The 19,873-nt window shown below is 61.2% G+C and carries 14 protein-coding genes; 6 read left to right on the top strand and 8 right to left on the bottom strand.

Annotated features, from left to right (window positions below; translation table 11 throughout):
- Positions 1-60: 60 nt before the first annotated feature.
- From HBN63_RS10270 to glnA, 3 genes are all read right to left on the bottom strand, one after another.
- Positions 61-678, bottom strand: a complete 618-nt coding sequence (locus tag HBN63_RS10270) for a DUF4124 domain-containing protein (RefSeq protein WP_170049346.1) — start codon at positions 676-678, stop codon at positions 61-63.
- 3 nt (positions 679-681) lie between these two features.
- Positions 682-1,254, bottom strand: a complete 573-nt coding sequence (locus HBN63_RS10265; RefSeq protein WP_170049345.1) for a DUF4124 domain-containing protein — start codon at positions 1,252-1,254, stop codon at positions 682-684.
- A gap of 174 nt (positions 1,255-1,428) precedes the next feature.
- Positions 1,429-2,835 (bottom strand): glutamate--ammonia ligase, encoded by a 1,407-nt coding sequence (glnA, locus tag HBN63_RS10260; RefSeq protein WP_090254820.1) that lies wholly within the window; start codon positions 2,833-2,835, stop codon positions 1,429-1,431.
- 326 nt (positions 2,836-3,161) lie between these two features.
- Here glnA and thiI point away from each other — a divergent pair, with 326 nt between their 5' ends.
- From thiI to cptA, 3 genes are all read left to right on the top strand, one after another.
- The gene (gene thiI, locus HBN63_RS10255; RefSeq protein WP_090254822.1) at positions 3,162-4,616 is read left to right on the top strand and encodes a tRNA uracil 4-sulfurtransferase ThiI; all 1,455 of its coding nucleotides are present in this window, start codon (positions 3,162-3,164) and stop codon (positions 4,614-4,616) included.
- Between the two features lie 156 nt (positions 4,617-4,772).
- Positions 4,773-6,593: a translational GTPase TypA gene (gene typA / locus HBN63_RS10250; protein WP_170049344.1), complete on the top strand. Its 1,821-nt coding sequence runs from the start codon at positions 4,773-4,775 to the stop codon at positions 6,591-6,593.
- Positions 6,594-6,760: 167 nt separating this feature from the next.
- Entirely contained in the window at positions 6,761-8,518 is a 1,758-nt protein-coding gene (gene cptA, locus HBN63_RS10245) for a phosphoethanolamine transferase CptA (protein WP_170049343.1), read from the top strand.
- Between the two features lie 69 nt (positions 8,519-8,587).
- Here the strand turns inward: cptA and HBN63_RS10240 are convergent, their stop codons facing one another.
- The 5 genes from HBN63_RS10240 to HBN63_RS10220 all read right to left on the bottom strand — a co-directional run bounded on the left by HBN63_RS10240 (position 8,588) and on the right by HBN63_RS10220 (position 12,818).
- Positions 8,588-9,664, bottom strand: a complete 1,077-nt coding sequence (locus tag HBN63_RS10240; RefSeq protein WP_170049342.1) for a polyamine ABC transporter substrate-binding protein — start codon at positions 9,662-9,664, stop codon at positions 8,588-8,590.
- A 78-nt stretch (positions 9,665-9,742) separates the two neighbouring features.
- A complete protein-coding gene (locus HBN63_RS10235; RefSeq protein ID WP_170049341.1) occupies positions 9,743-10,084 on the bottom strand; it encodes a cupin domain-containing protein in 342 nt (113 codons plus the stop codon).
- Positions 10,085-10,095: 11 nt separating this feature from the next.
- Positions 10,096-11,502 carry an FAD-binding oxidoreductase gene (locus tag HBN63_RS10230; protein ID WP_170049340.1) on the bottom strand — a complete coding sequence of 469 codons (1,407 nt, stop codon included), beginning with the start codon at positions 11,500-11,502 and terminating at the stop codon, positions 10,096-10,098.
- Between the two features lie 53 nt (positions 11,503-11,555).
- Positions 11,556-12,377: a nuclear transport factor 2 family protein gene (locus HBN63_RS10225; RefSeq protein ID WP_170049378.1), complete on the bottom strand. Its 822-nt coding sequence runs from the start codon at positions 12,375-12,377 to the stop codon at positions 11,556-11,558.
- Positions 12,378-12,422: 45 nt separating this feature from the next.
- Complete coding sequence (locus HBN63_RS10220) at positions 12,423-12,818, bottom strand: YkgJ family cysteine cluster protein (protein WP_090254835.1); 396 nt, start codon at positions 12,816-12,818, stop codon at positions 12,423-12,425.
- A 245-nt stretch (positions 12,819-13,063) separates the two neighbouring features.
- Here HBN63_RS10220 and HBN63_RS10215 point away from each other — a divergent pair, with 245 nt between their 5' ends.
- The 3 genes from HBN63_RS10215 (at position 13,064) to HBN63_RS10205 (ending at position 19,849) form a co-directional block, all read left to right on the top strand.
- On the top strand, positions 13,064-16,657 hold the full coding sequence (locus HBN63_RS10215; RefSeq protein ID WP_170049339.1) for a DUF2339 domain-containing protein: 3,594 nt from the start codon (positions 13,064-13,066) through the stop codon (positions 16,655-16,657).
- Positions 16,654-18,012 carry a DUF3999 domain-containing protein gene (locus tag HBN63_RS10210; protein ID WP_170049338.1) on the top strand — a complete coding sequence of 453 codons (1,359 nt, stop codon included), beginning with the start codon at positions 16,654-16,656 and terminating at the stop codon, positions 18,010-18,012. Before HBN63_RS10215 ends, HBN63_RS10210 begins: the two co-directional genes overlap by 4 nt.
- Positions 18,013-18,205: 193 nt before the next feature.
- Positions 18,206-19,849, top strand: coding sequence for a histidine kinase N-terminal 7TM domain-containing protein (locus HBN63_RS10205; RefSeq protein ID WP_170049337.1), 1,644 nt, complete (start codon positions 18,206-18,208; stop codon positions 19,847-19,849).
- The last annotated feature ends 24 nt before the right edge of the window (positions 19,850-19,873 follow it).

The following is a 19,873-nucleotide window of genomic DNA, read 5'->3' as shown; positions in this document are numbered from 1 at the left end:
AACAGGGAGAGTATAGAAACGCTGGGCAATATGCGCACTGCTTTGGTGCGCATCGCAAGGTTAGATAAACGGGACGAGGGGAATGTCTTTCTTTTCCGGCGGTTTGTCCTTGAGCGGGCACTCCGGGCGAACGCCGTAATCGGCTTTCTTGCAGGGTGTCACCATGCGTTTCTGCGCCAGGGAGATGCGCAGCATGTGGAACGGCTGAGTGGGGGTGCGTTCGATGATACGACCCTGCTGGTCGATTATTTCCACCGCCAACTGGTGCGTGCCGCGGTCGATGTTCTCCAGTGGGAAGACTGGGCTGCTGCCTGCTTCGCCGATCTGAGTGCCATTCAGCAGCAGGCGATAGCTGTGCTGGGGGAAGAGTTTTGGTTCGCTGTTGACGCTGACAATCAGGTTGCCGGCGCTGTCGCGGATGGTTGCGTCAGGCTGGGGTACCAGAATACGCAGCAGGCTGTAGCGCTGGCTGGGTTCTGGTGGCGCTTCAATAACTGGCGCGGTTTGCGTCTGGATGGTCGGCATCGAGTTGCTGGGCGCCAGTTCGACACGCTCGGCATCGCCGGACCGCGGTTTGTCGGTGAAGACGCGATTCCCTTCGCTATCTATATAGGTGTAGACCTGCGCGAAGGCAGGTAGAGCAAGCAGCATCAGGCTGCAAAACAGCAGATTGCGCATGGATCAAGGGGCCGGTTTGGGTGTGGGCTTGGGCGTAGGTTTGGGGGGCGGCGGACGCAGCGCTGGGCTGCTGGTGTTGACACGCTGCACGGTAAAGGTGGCGGTTGCGCTCTGCTGGATCGATTGCCCGCCACTGAGCACTTCCACAGCCAGGCTATGCTCGCCACGGTCGGCATTGCTGATTTGCAGACGCGGTACGTTACTCGGTTGACCGTGTGGCTTGCCGTCGAGCAGCAGGCGCAGGCGATGGTTACTGGCCAGGCGTGGCTGGATGTCTACGCCCACGCTGAAGGTGCCATTGTTCGCACGCATGGCCTCGTCATCCGGGATGTCGGTCAGCTGCAGCGTGCTGTAAGGCGCGGCTTTGTCGACAGGGTCTGTGGTGGTTGTGGTGGGCTGGCTTGGGACGGGCATCGACACGCTGTTGGTTTTTGGCAGCTCGACATTCTGCGTCGCCTGGCCTTCGGGCGGCTGGTCGGTGAATACCGTATTACCACTGGCATCGGTGTATTTGTAGATCTGCGCACTGGCCGGCAATGCCAGGCCCAGTAGCAGGCAAATAAGTAGAGGGCGCATACCGGACTCTCCCTAGTAAGGTGCCCTAAGCCTTGCACTGGTAGCGCGCGCTGGCAAGCATGTTGATGGCTGGGCGTGTACCAGCGCAGAAAACTACGGGCCGAAAGGTGGCTTGTGCCAGGCGCCAAACGCAAAAAGGCCACCCGAAGGTGGCCTCTTGTATTGCGTGCGGGCTTAGACGCTGTAGTACAGGTCGTATTCCAGCGGGTGTACGAAGGTGCGTACTTTGATTTCTTCTTCTGACTTCAGCTCGATGTAGGCATCGATGAAGTCGTCGGAGAACACGCCGCCTTTGGTCAGGAACGCACGGCCCTTGTCCAGCTCTTCCAGGGCTTCTTTCAGGCTGCCGCACACTTGTGGGATCAGCTTGCCTTCTTCTGGCGGCAGGTCGTACAGGTTCTTGTCGGCAGCATCGCCAGGGTGGATCTTGTTCTGGATACCGTCGATACCGGCCATCAGCAGTGCAGCGAAGGCCAGGTATGGGTTGGCAGCCGGATCCGGGAAGCGTGCTTCGATACGGCGAGCTTTTGGGCTGGAAACGTATGGAATACGGATCGAAGCCGAACGGTTACGCGCCGAGTAAGCCAGCATTACCGGAGCTTCGAAACCTGGGACCAGACGCTTGTAGGAGTTGGTCGACGGGTTGGTGAAGCCATTCAGGGCCTTACCGTGCTTGATGATGCCGCCGATGAAGTACAGAGCGGTATCGGACAGGCCGGCATAGCCTTCGCCGGAGAAGGTGTTCTTGCCATCTTTGGAGATGGACATGTGTACGTGCATACCCGAACCGTTGTCACCGTACAGTGGCTTCGGCATGAAGGTCGCGGTTTTGCCATAGGCATCGGCCACGTTGTGTACGCAATACTTCAGGGTTTGAACTTCGTCAGCCTTGGCAACCAAGGTGTTGAACTTCACACCGATTTCGTTCTGGCCGGCAGTCGCCACTTCGTGGTGGTGAACTTCGATGACCAGGCCCATTTCTTCCATGGCATTACACATGGCAGTACGGATTTCGTGGTCGTGGTCGCACGGCGGAACTGGGAAGTAGCCACCTTTAACGGCTGGGCGATGGCCCTTGTTGCCGCCTTCGATGTCAGCGTCGGTGTTCCAGGAGCCTTGTTCGGAGTAGATCTTGAACATGGAGCCGGAGATGTCGGACTTGAACTTCACTTCGTCGAAGATGAAGAACTCAGGCTCTGGGCCGACGAATACGGTGTCGCCGATGCCTGTGGTTTTCAGGAACTCTTCAGCGCGCTTGGCGATCGAGCGTGGGTCACGGTCGTAGCCCTGCATGGTGCTTGGCTCGATGATGTCGCACACGATGATCAGGGTTGGTTCTTCGGTGAACGGATCCAGTACGGCGGTTTCGTCAACCGGCAGCAGGATCATGTCGGAGGCTTCGATGCCTTTCCAGCCGTGGATGGATGAGCCGTCGAACATTTTGCCGACTTCGAAGAATTCGTCGTCCAGCGCATCGCGTGCCGGCATGGTCACGTGGTGCTGTTTGCCCTTGGTGTCGGTGAAGCGCAGGTCAACCCACTTCACGTCGTGTTCTTTAATAAGTTGAATCGACTTCGACATGCTGTCCTCCAGGTGGATAAGGCTCGAATCGTGAGCCCTCAATAGTACGGTACGGCCGCGGCATACTCCGCCAGGGCATCCTGCCTCACAAGGGAGCAAATTGCATGCCAGTGCACAGGAATGGGTGTAAGCCCTGAAACTCAGGGCTGGCGGGGGTTGCGCGGCGCTGCCTGATAAATATTTGCACCGTTATGGATCGCTATATTTGTTGTGCGCACATTAATGGTGCGTGTTTTGCGCGAGTGAGGATTTTTGATCAAAGCGTGAGCAATTTCCGCTATAATCCGCGCCCCTGTTTTTTCGCGGCCTCGGCACCCCCTGTTTTCATGAAACTGATTGTTAAAGTCTTCCCAGAAATCACCATCAAAAGCCGGCCGGTGCGTAAGCACTTTATCCGGCAGCTGGCGAAGAACATTCGTTCGGTTTTGCGTGAGTTCGATCCCCAGCTGCAGGTCAGCGGTGTGTGGGACAACCTGGAAGTCGAAACCCAGATCAGTGAACCGAAAACCCTGCAGGCGATGATTGAGCGTTTAAGCTGCACGCCGGGCATTACCCATTTTCTGCAGGTCGACGAATACCCGTTGGGTGACTTCGATGACGTGCTGGAAAAGTGCAAGCGGCACTTCGCCGATCAGCTGCCAGGTAAAATTTTCTCCGTGCGCTGCAAGCGTGCGGGTAAGCACAGTTTCAGCTCCATGGATGTCGAGCGCTATGTTGGCAGCCAGTTGCGCCAACAGTGCGGCGCGGCCGGCATCTCGCTGAAAGACCCAGACGTGGTGGTGCGCATGGAGATTCGCGACCAGCGCCTCTTCGTTATTCATCACCAGCACGAAGGTCTGGGAGGTTACCCGCTGGGCTCGCTGGAGCAGACCCTGGTGCTGATGAGCGGTGGCTTCGACTCCACCGTTGCCGCCTACCAGATGATGCGCCGCGGCCTGGTCACCCACTTCTGCTTCTTTAATCTAGGCGGCCGCGCTCACGAGCTGGGCGTGATGGAAGTGGCGCATTACCTGTGGCAGAAGTTCGGCAGCTCGCAGCGCGTCCTGTTTATCAGCGTGCCGTTTGAGGAAGTGCTGGGCGAGATTCTCGGCAAGGTTGATAACAGCCAGATGGGTGTCATCCTCAAGCGCATGATGCTGCGCGCCTCCACGCGCATGGCTGAGCGCCTGCAGATTGATGCGCTGGTCACCGGCGAGGCGATTTCCCAGGTGTCGAGCCAGACCCTGCCGAACCTCGCGGTGATCGATTCGGCCACCGACATGCTGGTGCTGCGCCCGCTGCTGGCCAGCCATAAGCAAGACATCATCGACACCGCCACGCGCATTGGCACAGCTGAGTTCGCCAAGCACATGCCGGAATATTGTGGGGTGATTTCGGTCAACCCGACCACCCGCGCAAAGAAGCTGCGCATCGAGCATGAAGAGAGCCAGTTCGACATGGCCATTCTCGAGCGCGCCCTGGAACGCGCGACCTTGCTGCCGATCGACAAAGTGATCGACGAGTTGGGCAAGGACGTGCAGATCGAGGAGGTCAGCGAAGCGCTGGCCAACCACGTGATCATTGATATTCGTCACCCCGATGCTGCCGAGGACGAGCCACTCGCCCTGCCTGGCGTCGAGGTCATGGCGCTGCCGTTCTACGCCCTGAACAGTTCGTTCAAGGCGCTGGATGAGGCGCGTCAGTACCTGTTGTATTGCGATAAAGGTGTGATGAGTCGTTTGCACGCCCACCATCTGCTGAGTGAGGGGCATGCCAATGTGCGCGTTTATCGTCCGGCATAAAACGCCCGGGTTGAATGGCGGCAGCATCCGCCATCGCCCTCCCGACCTACAGGCGGCGTGATTAACACGCTCGCGCCGCCTGGCAGAAATCGCAATTAGTTAATACTCGCCGCCTAGACTAAGTGGCACACCGAATCCTCTGATCGAGATACACACGTGATCGAAAATCTACGCAACATCGCCATCATTGCCCACGTTGACCATGGTAAGACCACCCTGGTAGACAAACTCCTGCGCCAGTCCGGCACCCTTGAGCGTAACGAGCTCAACGATGAGCGCGTGATGGACAGCAACGACCAGGAAAAAGAGCGCGGCATTACCATTCTCGCGAAGAACACCGCGATCAACTGGAACGGCTACCACATCAACATCGTCGACACCCCCGGCCACGCCGACTTCGGCGGTGAAGTTGAGCGCGTAATGTCGATGGTTGACTCCGTGCTGCTGCTGGTTGACGCCCAAGACGGCCCGATGCCGCAAACCCGCTTCGTGACCAAGAAGGCCTTCGAAGCCGGCCTGCGTCCAATCGTGGTCATCAACAAGGTTGACCGTCCAGGCGCGCGTCCGGATTGGGTTCTGGACCAGATCTTCGACTTGTTCGACAACCTCGGTGCTACCGAAGAGCAGCTGGACTTCAAAGTCGTCTACGCCTCGGCCCTGAACGGCATTGCCGGTCTGGATCACACCGACATGGCTGAAGACATGACCCCGCTGTACCAGTCCATCGTCGACAACGTGCCGTCCCCGCAGGTTGATATCGACGGTCCGTTCCAGATGCAAATCTCCGCACTGGACTACAACAGCTTCCTCGGCATTATCGGCGTTGGCCGTATCGCCCGTGGTCGCGTCAAGCCGAACACCCCGGTGATCGCCATCGACGCCGACGGCAAGAAGCGCAACGGTCGTATCCTCAAGCTGATGGGCCACCACGGCCTGCACCGCATCGACGTTGAAGAAGCCACCGCCGGTGACATCGTCTGCGTCAGCGGCATGGACTCGCTGTTCATCTCCGACACCCTGTGCGACATCAACCATGTTGAAGCGATGACCCCGCTGACCGTTGACGAGCCGACCGTATCCATGACCTTCCAGGTCAACGATTCGCCGTTCTGCGGTAAAGAAGGCAAGTTTGTCACCAGCCGCAACATCAAAGAGCGTCTGGACAAAGAGCTGCTGTACAACGTGGCCCTGCGTGTTGAAGAAGGCGACAGCGCCGACAAGTTCAAAGTCTCCGGCCGTGGTGAGCTGCACCTCTCGGTACTGATCGAAACCATGCGTCGCGAAGGCTTCGAAATGGGTGTAGGCCGTCCAGAAGTGATCATCCGCGTTGTGGATGGCGTGAAGCAGGAACCGTTCGAAAACGTCACCATCGACACCCCGGAAGAATCCCAGGGCAAGGTCATGGAAGAAATGGGCCTGCGTAAGGGCGACCTGACCAACATGGTGCCGGATGGCAAAGGCCGTGTACGTCTGGAATACAACATCCCTGCTCGCGGTCTGATCGGTTTCCGTAACCAGTTCCTGACCCTGACCAACGGTGCTGGCATCCTGACCTCGATCTTCGATCGCTACGACACCATGAAGTCCGGCGACATGTCCGGCCGTCAGAACGGTGTTCTGGTCTCGGTAGAAACCGGCAAGGCACTGACCTACTCCCTGGAAACCCTGCAGGCGCGCGGCAAGCTGTTCGTCGAGCACGGCCAGGAAATCTACAACGGTCAGATCGTCGGCCTGAACAGCCGCGACAACGACATGGGCGTAAACCCAACCAAAGGCAAGAAGCTCGACAACATGCGTGCTTCCGGTAAGGACGAAACCATTGCCCTGGTTCCGCCTGTTCGCTTCACCCTGGAGCAGGCGCTGGAATTCATCCAGGACGACGAACTGTGCGAAGTCACGCCGAAGTCGATCCGTCTGCGTAAGAAGATCCTCGACGAAGGCGAGCGCACCCGCGCTGCCAAAAAAGCCAAGAACTGATAACAGTTCTAGCTAACTGAAAAGCCCCCGCCGGCGCGAGCCTGCGGGGGCTTTTTGTTTTCGGATGGTCTACTAGACGTGTGCTGAGTTTGCGCGCAAGGTTTGACGAGTTTTTCACAGTCTGTCTGGCATAACAGGCACCACTATTGGGCTGCAATGAGGTTGCTATGTCTGCAGTGTTGACAGGAGCGGCGCGCCAGCGGGTCGATTGGGCCGGGCTGGGTTGGGCGTTTGTGTTTTTCTGGTACTTCTCCGGCGTGACCCAGCTGTTGATCCAGCTGACCGGTACGGCTGGGTTTTCTGGCTTTCGTCAGGCATTACTGGCCAGTGCCTTGTGGCTGGTGCCGTTGCTGCTGTGGCCGGCGCGCTCGCGTCAGCTGGCTGCGGTGATTGGGGCGGTGCTATGGCTGTGTTCGCTGGGCAGCTTTGGTTACTTTCTGATTTACGGGCAGGAGTTCTCCCAGAGCGTAATTTTCATCATGTTCGAGTCGAACCTGAATGAGAGCCGCGAATACCTGATTCAGTACTTCTCCTGGTGGATGCTGTTGGCATTTGCCGCTTACGGTCTGGGCGGGTGGTGGCTGTGGCGCCAGGTGCGGCCGGTGTATTTATCGCGCCCGGGCGCACTGTTCGCAGCGGCTCTGGCGTTGTTTGTGTCGCTGGGTTACCCGGCGTTGCGTCAGTTCAGTAAGCACGACAGCTGGCAGGCAGGCTTCGACAATTTTGCCCAACGCATTGAAACGGCTACGCCGTGGCAGTTGGCGGTGGGCTACAAAAATTACCGTGAGCAGCTGGCCAATATGCAGGTCTTGCTAGCGGAGAACGCCAGCATTGCGCCCTTAAGCAACTTACAGGACGCCCATGCTGGGCAGCCGACCACCTTGGTATTAGTGATTGGCGAGTCGACCAATCGCCAGCGCATGAGCCTTTACGGCTACCCGCGTGAGACCACCCCGGAGCTTGATGCGCTGCGTGACCAGTTGCAGGTGTTCGATAACGTGGTCACGCCACGGCCTTACACCATCGAGGCCTTGCAGCAGGTGCTGACCTTTGCCGATCAGGAGCACCCGGAGCGCTACCTGACCACGCCTTCGGTGCTCAACCTGATGAAGCAGGCGGGTTACAAAACCTACTGGATCACCAACCAGCAGACGATGACCAAGCGCAACACCATGCTCACGACTTTTTCCAAGCAGGCGGATGAGCAGGTTTACCTGAACAATAACCGTGAGCAGAACGCCCGCCAGTACGACGGGGATGTGCTGGAACCCTTTGCCAAGGTGCTGGCCGACCCGGCCCCGCGCAAGTTTGTGGTGGTGCACCTGCTGGGCACGCACATGAGCTACCAGTACCGCTATCCGCCGGAGTTCGCGCGTTTCAACGACCGTACGGGTGTGCCGGCGAATGTCACGGATGATCAACTGCCGACCTATAACAGTTACGACAACGCGGTGTTGTACAACGATCATGTAGTGGCCAGCCTGATCAAGCGCCTGGCTGGGCAGGAACCGAATGGCTTTCTGCTGTACCTGGCGGACCATGGCGAGGCGGTGTTCGATGCGCCCAAGGCCGATGTGTTGGGGCGTAACGAGGCCGCGCCGACCAGCCCGATGTACACCGTGCCGTTTATTCTCTGGAACTCGCCCCAGTGGCGCGCGCAGCAACCCCGGGATTTCACCACGGCGCTGTCACGGCCCTACAGTTCGGCGCACTTTATCCACACATGGGCGGACCTGGCGGGCCTGCGATTTGATATGTATGAGCCGCATAAAAGCCTGGTGAGTGATGCGTTCAGGCCGTTACCGCTGCTGATTGGCAATCCCGAGCAGCCGAAGAGCCTGATCGATTTCAGCCTGATCAAGCCCAAGCTCGATGTGACAGAACTGGCTCAACGTGAGCGGGAGCAGCCTGCTGCCGAGCTGTAAGACGCATGAAAAAGCCCCCGTCAGCCTGGCTGGCGGGGGCTTTCTATGGGCTCGTTACGCTGCCCTCGGTTAAATCCCGCTTTTCACCTTGCTCCAGATGCGCGTGCGCACCCGGTCAATCTTCAGTGGCATGGCTTCCAGGGCGTAGAGGTTGTTCATCGCCTCTTGCGGCGGGTAAACCGTGGCATCGGCTTTCAGCTTGGGGTCAACCAGGCTGTCGGCAGCGCTGTTACCGTTGGCGTACTGCACGTGATTGGTGATCTGTGCGATGACCTGGGGCTGCAGCAGGTAGTTCATAAAGGCGTAGGCGGCCTGCTCGTTATTACTGTCGGCGGGCATGGTGACCATGTCGAACAAGATCGGCGTGCCTTCCTTGGGGATCACGTAGTTGATACGGATGCCGTTGTTCGCTTCTGCCGCGCGGTTGCCGGCCTGCATGATGTCGCCAGAGAAGCCCACGGCCATGCAGATGTCGCCATTGGCCAGGTCGCCGACGTACTTGGATGAGTGGAAGTAGCGCACGTTCTTGCGCATCTCCAGCAGCAGTGCCTCGGCCTTTTTGTAGTCCTCAAGGTTCTGGCTGTGGTGTGGCAGCCCCAGATAATGCAGGGCGATGGGCAACAGCTCCGGGCCGTTGTCGAGAATCGCCACACCGCACTGGCTGAGCTTGGCCAGGTATTCGGGCTTGAAGATCAGGTCCCAGGAGTCGAGCGGCACGTCCTCGCCGAGCACTTCACGCACCTTGGCCACGTTGTAGCCGATGCCGGTGCTGCCCCACAGGTAGGGAAAGCCGTACTGGTTACCAGGGTCGTTGGTTTCCAGGGCCTTCATCAGGATCGGGTTGAGATTGTTCCAGCCGGGCAGGCGGCTCTTGTCGAGTTTCTTCAGCGCGCCGCCCTGAATCTGCCGGGCCATGTAGTGGTTAGACGGGAATACCACGTCATAGCCCGAGCGCCCGGCCATCAGTTTGGCGTCGAGGGTTTCATTGCTGTCGTACACATCGTAGTGGGTGCTGATGCCGCTGCTTTGCTCGAATTGCTTGAGGGTGTCGGGGGCGATGTAGTCCGTCCAGTTGTAGATGCGCACGGTTTCCGCGGCCTGGCTGATGCTGCTGAGCAGCAGCAGAGGAAGCAGTTTTTTCAGCATGGGAATACCTCATCGTTTTTATCGGTGTTGTCGAAGCGGCAGTTGAATAGGGTGGAGCAGGGCCTGCGCTGGGCCCGGTTACTTGAGCAGAACGAAGCTCTTGCGTACGGTTTCCGTGATCTCCCACACGCCGAAGGTGTTGGCGGGCAGCAACAGGGCGTCGCCAGCTTGGATCTGCATGGGCTCGCCGCCATCTGGGGTGAAGGTGCAGCGCCCGGCGATAAAGTGGCAAAACTCCTGCTGGGCGATCTGCCGGCGCCAGCGCCCGGGCGTGCATTCCCAGACACCGGCGGCGACGCCGTCGGCATGTTCAATGCCCTGGCTGCTGGTGATCGCCACCGGCTCGCCGAGCGGCACGGCCACCGGCGTGGCATCGCTCAGGGGCAGGTGGGCGGTGTTTTTGAAGTGTTCGATGCTCATGAAACTCTCCGTTAACGCATGAATTTTTCCATGGTGCCGGCCAGGCTGCTGGCCAGCTGGCGCCGCCAGGGCGCGCTGTCTGGGTTGGCCAGTACGCGGTCCTCATGCACAAAGCTCTGGATGATCGCGTTGTAGCCGAGCCAGCGCAGCGGTTCCGGCTCCCAGCGCGGCAGGCGGTTGATCGGCTGGTCGCCGAGCACCCAGGGCTGGCGGGTTAGCTCGCTCTGCTGATCGAGAATCAGGTCGGCCAGGGTGCGCCCGCCGAGGTTGCTGGCGCCCACGCCTTCGCCGCCGTAACCGCCGGATAAGGCGATGCCGTTGCTGCGGTCCACCAGCATGTGCGGGCGAAAGCGCCGCGCCATGCCCAGGTTGCCGCCCCAGGCATGGGTGATGCGCACCTGCTTGAGTTGCGGGAAGAGTTCGCCGAACAGGTAGCGGCGTAGGTCGCGCTCGTCCTCGCTGAGGTTGAAATCGGTGCGCAGGCGGCCGCCAAAGCGGTAACCGCCTCGGGCGCCGAATACCAAACGGTCGTCGGCGCTGCGCTGGCCATAGGTCACCTGGCGACTGTTCTCGCTGAAGGCCTGACCGCGCTCCAGGCCGATATCGGCCCAAACTTCCTTGGGCAGTGGCTCGGTGGCCACCAGCAGGCTCTGTACCGGCAGCTGATGGTTGCCTAGCGGTGGCAGGCTGGCGGCGTAACCTTCCACGGCCGGGACGATCCAGTCAGCGCGCACGCTGCCAGTGGCGGTACGCACCAGGCCGGTTTGCCAGTCGACTACCCGACTCTGCTCATACAGCTCGACACCCATGGCCGCCACGCAGCGCGCCAGGCCGCGCACCAGCTTGGCGGGTTGAATGGTGGCGCAGTGCGGGGTGTAGATGGCGCCAAAGGCGTTGGCCAGCTGCAGCTGTTTGCCCAGGTCGAAGGGCGTCAGCCAGCGGTAGTCGGTTTCGTCCAGGCCCAGGGCACGCAATTCGGCCAGGTGTTGACGCAGGCTGGTCAGCTGCTCGGGGTAGCGCGCGGCACAATACAGTACGCCGGCCTTACGGTAATCGCAGGCGATCTGCTCGTCCTGCAGCACACTGGCGACTTCATCAGGAATGCCATGCAGCAGGGCATAGGCACTTTGGCGCGCGGCGCTGGGTTGGTCGGCGAGCAGGTTGTCCTGGCCGAGCAGGTTGCCCATCAGCCAGCCGCCGTTGCGCCCGGAAGCGCCGAAGCCGGCAATCTCGCCTTCGAGGATGACGATGCGCAGGTGTGGCGCCTGGCGCTTGAGGTAATAGGCGGTCCACAGGCCGGTGTAGCCGGCGCCGATGATGGCCACATCGGCATGCAGGTCTTCGGTCAGCGCGGGGCGGGCGGTCAGCGGTTCGGTCAGCTGATCCATCCACAGGCTGAGGGAGTGCCATGGGCTCATCGTCGATCTCCGGCAGTCAATCACTATGCGATGCGCAGAGACTAGGAGGTCGATCAGGGCTTGTCTTGTGTGCGTGCCCGCAAGGAAATTTGTTTGAGGTAGGCCTTGGGCGACAAGCCGGTGTGCCGGCGGAAGCAACTGTAGAAAGCCGAGAGCGAATTGAACCCAGCGGCGAAGGCCAGCTCATCGATGCGGAGCAGGTCGTTGCCGGCGTCCAGCCCCGCCAGCAGGTGCTGCAGGCGCTTCTGGTTGATGTAGCGGTAGAAGCTCTGGCCGAGCACCTGGTTGAGCAGGTGGGAGATCTGGTTGCGGCTGTAGCCGGTGGCGGCTGCGACCTGCGGCAAACTGAGTTGCGGGTCGAGGTAAGCCTGGGCGCGCTGCATGTAGTCTTCCAGGTCCTGCGCCAACAGCCCCAGCTGGCGGGCACTGAGGCCGAGGCGGCTAAGGGCCGGGCGGGAGTCAGCGCTAGAGGATAGCTCGCGTTCTTCGCGCATCAACGTGGCGTATTCATGGATGCGCCAGATCAGCCCGTCACGCACGGTAATCGCCTCGCCGGTGCGGAACGCCAGCAGGCCGCCACTACCGTGCAGGCTGATGCGGTACTGGATAAACGCGGTATGGCCGTCGATGCGGATGCGGTCGGTGTGCTCCAGCGCTTCACCGGGCTGGCGCGGCAGGTTGTTGCGCACGTAGTCGCGCAGCTCGGCAAAGCCCATGCAGCGCTGCTGGAAAAAGTCATGGTACTGGATATCCGGGTGATACAGCGCCATCACCGCGTCGAGGTCGCGGTCTTTCCAGCTGTAGTGATAGCGCATCACCGTGGCGCGGGTGCGCTCGGTCTGTTGGGCGTCATCGGGGAAGTCGGCGTTGTGCATGCCTGCCAGCTTGCCCGAGGCGTCGCGGCAGCTCAATGCTGTTGCTTAGCTCTTCGGCTTGTAGGCGCAGTAGCCGGGACGTGGGCCGATCTTTGGGTGGTTGCGGCAGGTGTCCGGGCGCTTCTCGTAGATGGTGCACAGGCGGGTTTTACGATCGAGGTAGTAGCAGTCGTTGTTGCTCATGCGGGTCAGGGTGAAGATGCCCGACTTCTGATGGAAGCGTTCGACGATGCCGTCTTTCTGCAGGCGCTTGGCGATGTTCTTCAGCGGCTCGCTGCGTTCGAACTCATCGACCACGCCAATGCGAATCAGGTCATTCAGGCGCGCTTCGACCGGCAGCGTGCAGCAGCTGGACATGCAGCTGTGGCACATATCAGCTGTGTATTTGGCCCAGGTTTCCAGGCGGTCGAGTTCGGCGGCGGCAATCAGGTTGTTTTTCATCGGGGCAGGCATGCATCAGTGGTTCGGCGCGCGATGATAGCGGCCTGGCGGCGTTTGTGAATGACTATCTGCCGGCTGGTCATCGTTTGTGCGGCAGCGTCGCCCCGAGTTTCTTGTTGTGCTGTGATGCGTGCGGCATGCGTCTCTCTGGGTATGTACCGGTCGGGCTCCTATACTGCTGCGCAGTGTGCGCCGGGTGCCGGGCAACAGGATGTTCGGGTTTAGCTGATATAGGAACGCGCTGCATGCAATGGATCTTCATGCTGGTGGGGTTGGTGCTTGGGGCGTTGGCGGATGAGACGCTGACGGCATCACTGCTGGGCGCTCTGATAGGCTTGGGCCTTGGCCAGGCGCTCAAACTGCAGGGTTTGGCGCGCGAGAATGCTGCGCTGACAGCGCAGCTCAAGGCGTTTTCGCAGCGCTTCGAGCAAGGCACTGCGGCGCTGTATGAGCGCTTGCTCAAGTTTGAGCAGGCTGCCACGCCAGCTGCCGAGGCACCGCCTGTTTCGGAACCGATCAGCTCCGTTGCCGAGCCTGCACCTGAACCTATCGTCAGTGCCCAAGCGGCCCAGCCTGAACTGGATTGGACCCTGGATTTTGTCCTACCCGAAGTCGCTCCCGAACCTGTCATGGCCATGCAGGCTTCGCCTCAACCCGCAGACGCCGCGCCGATAAAACCGCCGCCCGCGACCCCCTGGAAACCTGCCGAACCGCGTCAGCCAACGCTGCTTGAGCGGGGCTTCACTGCGGCCAAGGACTGGTTACTGGGCGGCAATACGGTGCTGCGCGTCGGTGTGGTGCTGTTGTTTCTCGGTCTGGCCTTCCTATTGCGCTACGCCACCGAAGGTGTGGTGGTGCCGGTGGAATTTCGCTACGCCAGTGTCGCCGCCAGTGCGGTGGCCTTGCTCGGCCTCGGTTGGTGGTTGCGTCTGCGTAACCCGAACTATGCCCTGATGCTGCAAGGCACCGGCGTTGCCGTGCTGTATCTGACGGTGTTTGCCGCGATGCGCTTACACCCGCTGTTGGATCCTGGCGTGGCGCTGGGTCTGCTGGTGCTGGTCACGGTTTTTTCGGCGATTCTGGCGGTCAAACAGGATGCCCTGGGCCTGGCGGCTGCAGCGGCGTTGGGTGGTTTCGCCGCGCCGATCCTGACCAGCACGGGCAGTGGCAACCATGTGGCGCTGTTCAGTTACTTCGCCCTGCTCAATGCCGGGATCTTTGCCATTGCCTGGTTCAAGGCTTGGCGGCTGCTCAACCTGATCGGCTTTGTCGGCACCTTCGGCATCGGCTTCGCCTGGGGCATTCGCTCCTATAAACCAGAGCTGCTGTGGAGCACCGAGCCGTTCCTGATTCTGTTCTTCCTGATGTATGTGGCCATCGGCCTGCTGTTTGCCCGGCGCAAGCTGCGTGAAGCCCTGGATGCGCCTGAGGACCGCGATGAACTGTTGCGCTGGGCCGCACGCAAAGGCGACTACATCGACGCCACCGTGCTGTTCGGCCCGCCGCTGGTGGGCTTTGGTTTGCAGTTTGCGCTGGTGCAACACATCGAGTTTGCCGCAGCGTTCAGTGCGCTGGCGCTGGGCTTGTTCTACCTGCTGCTGGCGCGGCTGCTGGTCGGTCGCACCGGTGATCGTGCCGTGTTGCTGGTGGAAACCTGCCTTGCGTTGGGCGTGGTATTCGGCAGTTTGGCGATTCCCTTGGGCCTTGATGCGCGCTGGACTTCGGCCGCCTGGGCGGTGGAAGGTGCGGGCATCTTCTGGCTCGGCCTGCGCCAGCAACGCAGCCTGGCACGGGCATTCGCCCTGCTGCTGCAGGTGGGCGCGGCGCTGGCGTTCGTCATCGGCTTACGTGGCGGTGAACTGACGCTGCTGGACGGTGCGCCGTTGGGTGCGTTGATGCTCGGCGTGGCTTTGCTGTTCAGTTACTGGCAGCTGCGCCAGAACACGCAATACGCCAGCAGCTGGGAGGTGCGCGGATTGCCGGTACTGGCCTGCGCCGGGCTGGCGTTTCTCTATCTGCTTGCACCACTGCTGTTTGCCGCCCAGGGCACGGCGATCAGCTGGGCGCTGGCCGGTCTGCTGACGCTGTGGCTGGGTTTGCGTATTCAGGCGCCGAGCTTTCTGTTCAGCGCCTTTGCTGTGCAGTTGCTAGGTGGGGTGGTGTTTATGCTGGACATGGCCGGCAATGTGGCCACCGGCATGGGCGGCTTCTCTGCTGGTTGGCAGGGCTTGCTGACTTCGTCCTTGATCGGTTTCGGCCTGATCGCCGGCATGCTGCTGGCCGCGCGCGATCCGCAGGTGGGTAACGACCGTCGTCTGCTGCGCGGGCTATCCGTGGTGCTGCTGGTGGGTCTGGTGTTCCTCAATCTGGCGGTGCTGTTCGTCCTGCCGTGGGCCACGGCCAGTGCGGTGTGGGGCGGCAGCGGGCTGCTGATTATCTGGCTCAGTCTGCACTTGCAGCAGCGCGCCAGTTTTATCTTCGGTCTGCTGTTGCAGGTGCTGGCGGGACTGGTGTTCCTTGCGGTCAGCCCGCTGCTGTTTGGGCTGCTGTCGACCGAGGGCATTCGCCCACTGGCGCATATGGATTTCTGGACGCCGCTGGTGCTGGGTGTCGCCGCGTTGGTCGGCGCCTGGCGTTTGCAGCAGCTGGCGCGGCGCGAGGGGCCTAGCGCTCTTGGCAATTTCAGTTTGCTTGGTCTGGCGCAACTGCTACTAGTGTGGGGCGCAGCATGGTGGGCGTTGGCGCTGAGCAGCGAAGTGCTGCGCTTTGTGACGCCTGAGTGGCAGAGCAGTACCTTGCTTGTTGTGTTGGCGGCCAGCGTCGCCCTGGCGGCTTTCCTCGCGCCGCGTACACGCTGGGCCGAACTGGCGTTGCTGTGCTGCCTGCTGACGCCGCTGGCCGGTGTGGTACTGCTGCATGCCTGGCACTTGCACTATCACCCCGCTGCGCAGTTCGGCTGGCTGGCCTGGACGCTGCTGTTCGCCGTGCACTTCTGGGCGCTGCGTCGCTTGGCTGCGCAGTTGCCGGCGGGGGCGCTGAGCGCTGCCCATGTACTCGGCTGCTGGTTGCTGCTGGGCGTGCTGGCGCTGGAGTTGCGTTACCTGCTGCTGGCACTGTCGGAGCATTACAACGCCTGGCGTTGGCTGGGCTGGGCGCTGCTGCCGAGCGCCTACCTCTGGCTGATGGCGCTGCCGCGTCGCTGGCCTTGGCCGGTGGCCGCTTATCCGCGCGAATACCGCGTGTTGGCGTCGGCGCCGTTGGCGCTGCTGATGCTCGGCTGGTTCTGGCTGGCCAATGTCGTCAGCGCTGGGGAGGCTGAACCGCTGGCCTATCTGCCGCTGCTCAACCCGCTGGAGCTGGGCCTGCTGTTTGCCCTTGGCGCGGTATTCGCCTGGGCGCGCCTGGGGCTGGCCGAGCTGTGTGTCGAGAGTCTGCGCAGTCAGTGGCTGACTCAGGGCGTGGCGGGCGCCTCGCTGTTCGCGTTGCTGACTGCCATGGTGATGCGCACCGCACATCATTGGGGTGGCGTGCCTTATCAACTGGATGCGCTGCTTGATTCGATGCTGGTGCAGGCGGGGCTGTCGATTGTCTGGACGCTGATCGCGCTGCCGTTGATGGTCCTCGGCAATCGCCTTGGCCGTCGCGAGCTGTGGCTGATTGGCGCGGCGCTGATCGCGCTGGTGGTGGCCAAGCTGTTCTTCGTCGAGCTGGGTAATCGCGGTGGCCTGGAGCGCATCGTGTCGTTTATCGGGGTGGGTGTATTGCTGTTGGTGGTGGGCTATTTTGCGCCCTTGCCAGCACGCAAAGCGGATGCGGATCAGCCGCAGGAGCCAGCATGATCAGTCGTTTAATCAGCACTATTTTGCTCAGCCTGCTGTGCAGCGCGTCAGCCTTGGCGAAGGAGCAGCCAGGCGACTATGCCGTGCAATTACCGCTGAGCCTCAGTGGCGAAGGCCCCTGGTATCGCCTGGATGTGCCGATGGCACTGCATTTCGCTGCGCGCTATGGCGATTTGCGTGATCTGCGGGTGTTTAACGCCGAAGCCCAAGCACTGGCTTACGCCTTGGTGGCAGGGCAGGGCGAGTCGCGCGACAGCCAGCAGGAGCAGGCGGTGAAGTGGTTTCCGCTGTACGCCGAACAGGGCGACAACGCGGCCTCGCCAAGTTTGCGGGTACAGCGCAGTACCAGCGGCACCTTGATCGAGCTGCTTGATGAGCCAGATGCAGCCGCCAAGCCGGCTCTGCTGCGCGGCTGGCTGCTGGATGCCAGCGCAATGGACGAGCCGCTGGTGCGCTTGCAGCTGGATTGGAGCGGCGCTCAGGACGGTTTTCAGCGCTTCAGCATCGAGGCCAGTGATGACCTGCAAGACTGGCAGTCCTGGGGCAGTGGCCAGCTGGCGCGCCTGTCGTTTGATGGTGAGCGTGTCGAGCAGCGCCAGGTCGAGCTGCCAGGGCTTAAGGCGCGCTATGTGCGTCTGCTCTGGCAAAGCCCGCAACAGGCGCCGCAGCTGACGGCCGCGAGTCTGCTCAGTCAACGCAGTGACAGCGTGCCCGCGCCGCTGGTGTGGTCACAGCCGCTGGCAGCAACGCGCAGCCCGGATGGCGAATACCAGTGGCAGTTGCCCTTGGCCTTGCCCCTGGAGCGTCTGCATGTCGAACTCAGTCAGGCCAATAGCCTGGCGCCGATTCGCGTCAGTGGTCGCCATGAAGCCAAGGGCGCTTGGCAATCACTGGCGCAGGGCCTGCTGTACCGGTTGCCGGAAAATGGTGCGGAAATCCGTCAGGACGAATTGCTCTTGCCGGGCTGGCCGGTACAGCAGCTGCGTTTACAGGTGGATGAGCGTGGCGGCGGTTTGGGTGTCGAGCCGCCACAGATAAAGGTGGCGGTGCGCGCCACCCAGCTGGTGTTCCTCCAACGTGGCAGCCCGCCTTATCGGCTGGCGTTGGGGCGAGCGGGAGCGCAGTCGGCGGCTTTGCCGCTGACCACTCTGATTCCGGGTTATGAGCCACAGCGCCTGCAGCAGCTGGGTATAGCTGAGGCGCAGTTGCAGGCTGAGAGTCTGGTGCAGCAAGAGCAGGCCGCAGCGGGTGAGAGTGACTGGAAACGCTGGGGTTTGTGGCTGGTGCTGTTACTTGGGGTGGGCTTATTGGCGCTGATGGCGGTCAGCCTGTTGCGCCGGCCGAGTGCTGAATAGCGACTGTTGGTGAAATAAAGGCCAGCTGGCTAACGATTTTTGCAGTATGGTTGGCACCTTAAATTGATTAGCGTTTGAGGTCAGGAAGGCCCTTGCGTATCTCGACTTTGCCCCGTCTTGTGGGCGCGCCTGTGCGTTTTCGCGGTCGCTCTGACCGATTCGCTCAGCTGCTTCTTTCGGCAGAACCTACCCGATGAATGCCTGCGGTAATTCTGGCTGGGCGCTCAGCGCCCCGGTCATTCTCACCGGTCTGGTGTGCGTCGGGGTGCTCTTGCTGGCCCGCTGGGTCACGCGGCAGCGCTATTTCCCAGGGCGCGAGAGCTTTATCGTGCTGCACTTGGCGAGCCTCTGGTGGATGATTGCCGCCAGCCTGGAAATGGCTGCGCAAGGCCCACAGTGCAAAGTGTTCTGGGCCACCATGGCCTGGCCGGGCATTCTGGTGGTGCCCACCTTCTGGGCCATTTTCCTCTGGCAATACGTCAACAGCGTGCGTCAACCGCTGCCGCTGCGTAGTACCCTGGGGTTGGCCGTGGTGCCGGTGCTGATCTGGCTGATGGCCCTGAGCAACCCCTGGCACGGCCTGTTCTACGGCGCGGGTACGGCGCCACTGAGCGATGAACCAGGCGCGCCGATTCGCTATCAGCACGGGCCGCTGTTCTACGCCGCTGCTGCTTACGTCTACCTGTTTATGACCTTCTGCATGGGGGTGGTGCTGCGCGCAGCCATCGTCAGTTATGGCGTGCATCGCCGTCATTACCTGGCGTTTGTCTTCGTCACGGCGGTGCCCTGGGTTGCCAATATCAGTTATGTGGTGTTTGGCTGGATGCTCTTTGGCTTCGACCCGACGCCCTTCAGTTTTGCCTTTACCCTGGTGGCGTTTGCCTGGTTGATCGTTGGCGTAAGGTTGTTTGACCTGCTGCCGGTGGCCCGTCACCTCCTGTTGGATGCCTTGCTCGATCCGGTGCTGGTGGTTGATGCGCAATTGCGCGTGATCGAGGCCAATCCAGCCGCCTTGAAGCTCGCCAACCTGCGCAGCGGCTGGCAGGGCCGGCAATTGGAGGATTGGCCGATTCTCGGGGCAGATTTGCAGCAGCTGCTCAGTCAGCAGGAACAAGGTGAGCATGACCGCCTGTTGACCTTGGCCAACTCGGCGCGGTATTTCGAAGTGCGTATTCGCGCCATCGAGCGGGTGACCCATCGCGGCACCGTGGTGCTCGGGCAGATGCTCTACCTGCGTGATGTTACTCAGCGCCACCTCAGTGAGTTAAAACTGGCCGAAGCCCTGGCACTCAGCGAAGAGCGCCTGCGCACCATCACCAACCTGCATGAGCAACTGCAGGAACAGGCGCTGTGTGACCCGCTGACCGGGCTTTACAATCGGCGTTATCTGGATGAGTTTTTTACCCGCGAGTTGGCCGTCGCACAGCGCGAGCGCACGCCGATTTCTCTGGCTCTGATCGACCTGGATCATTTCAAACAGCTTAACGACGAGCATGGCCACCTCGAAGGCGACGACGTGCTCAAAGGCGTGGCCCAGCACCTGCTGGAGAATCTGCGCAGCTCGGACGCGGTATTCCGTATTGGTGGCGAAGAGTTCCTGCTGATCCTGCCGCGTGCCGATGCCCATGAGGCCCGCGCGCGTCTAGAAACCATCTGCCGTGATTTGGCCGCACACCCCTTGCCAACGCGCGGGGGCGCACGTTATGTGACCCTCTCGGCCGGCCTGGCGCTGTGGCCGGAGCAAGGCTTGGTGCTCGATGAATTGCTGCACGTAGCCGATGACGCGCTGTATCAAGCCAAGCATGCGGGGCGCAATAGGGTCTGCAGTCTGGCCTGATGGTCCGGCAACTCCTTCCATCCA

The organism is Pseudomonas sp. WS 5011, from assembly GCF_012985775.1.
GTDB lineage: Bacteria > Pseudomonadota > Gammaproteobacteria > Pseudomonadales > Pseudomonadaceae > Aquipseudomonas > Aquipseudomonas peli.
The sequence above is the reverse complement of the archived record's forward strand: the minus strand, read 5'-3'. Positions and strand labels throughout refer to the sequence as shown.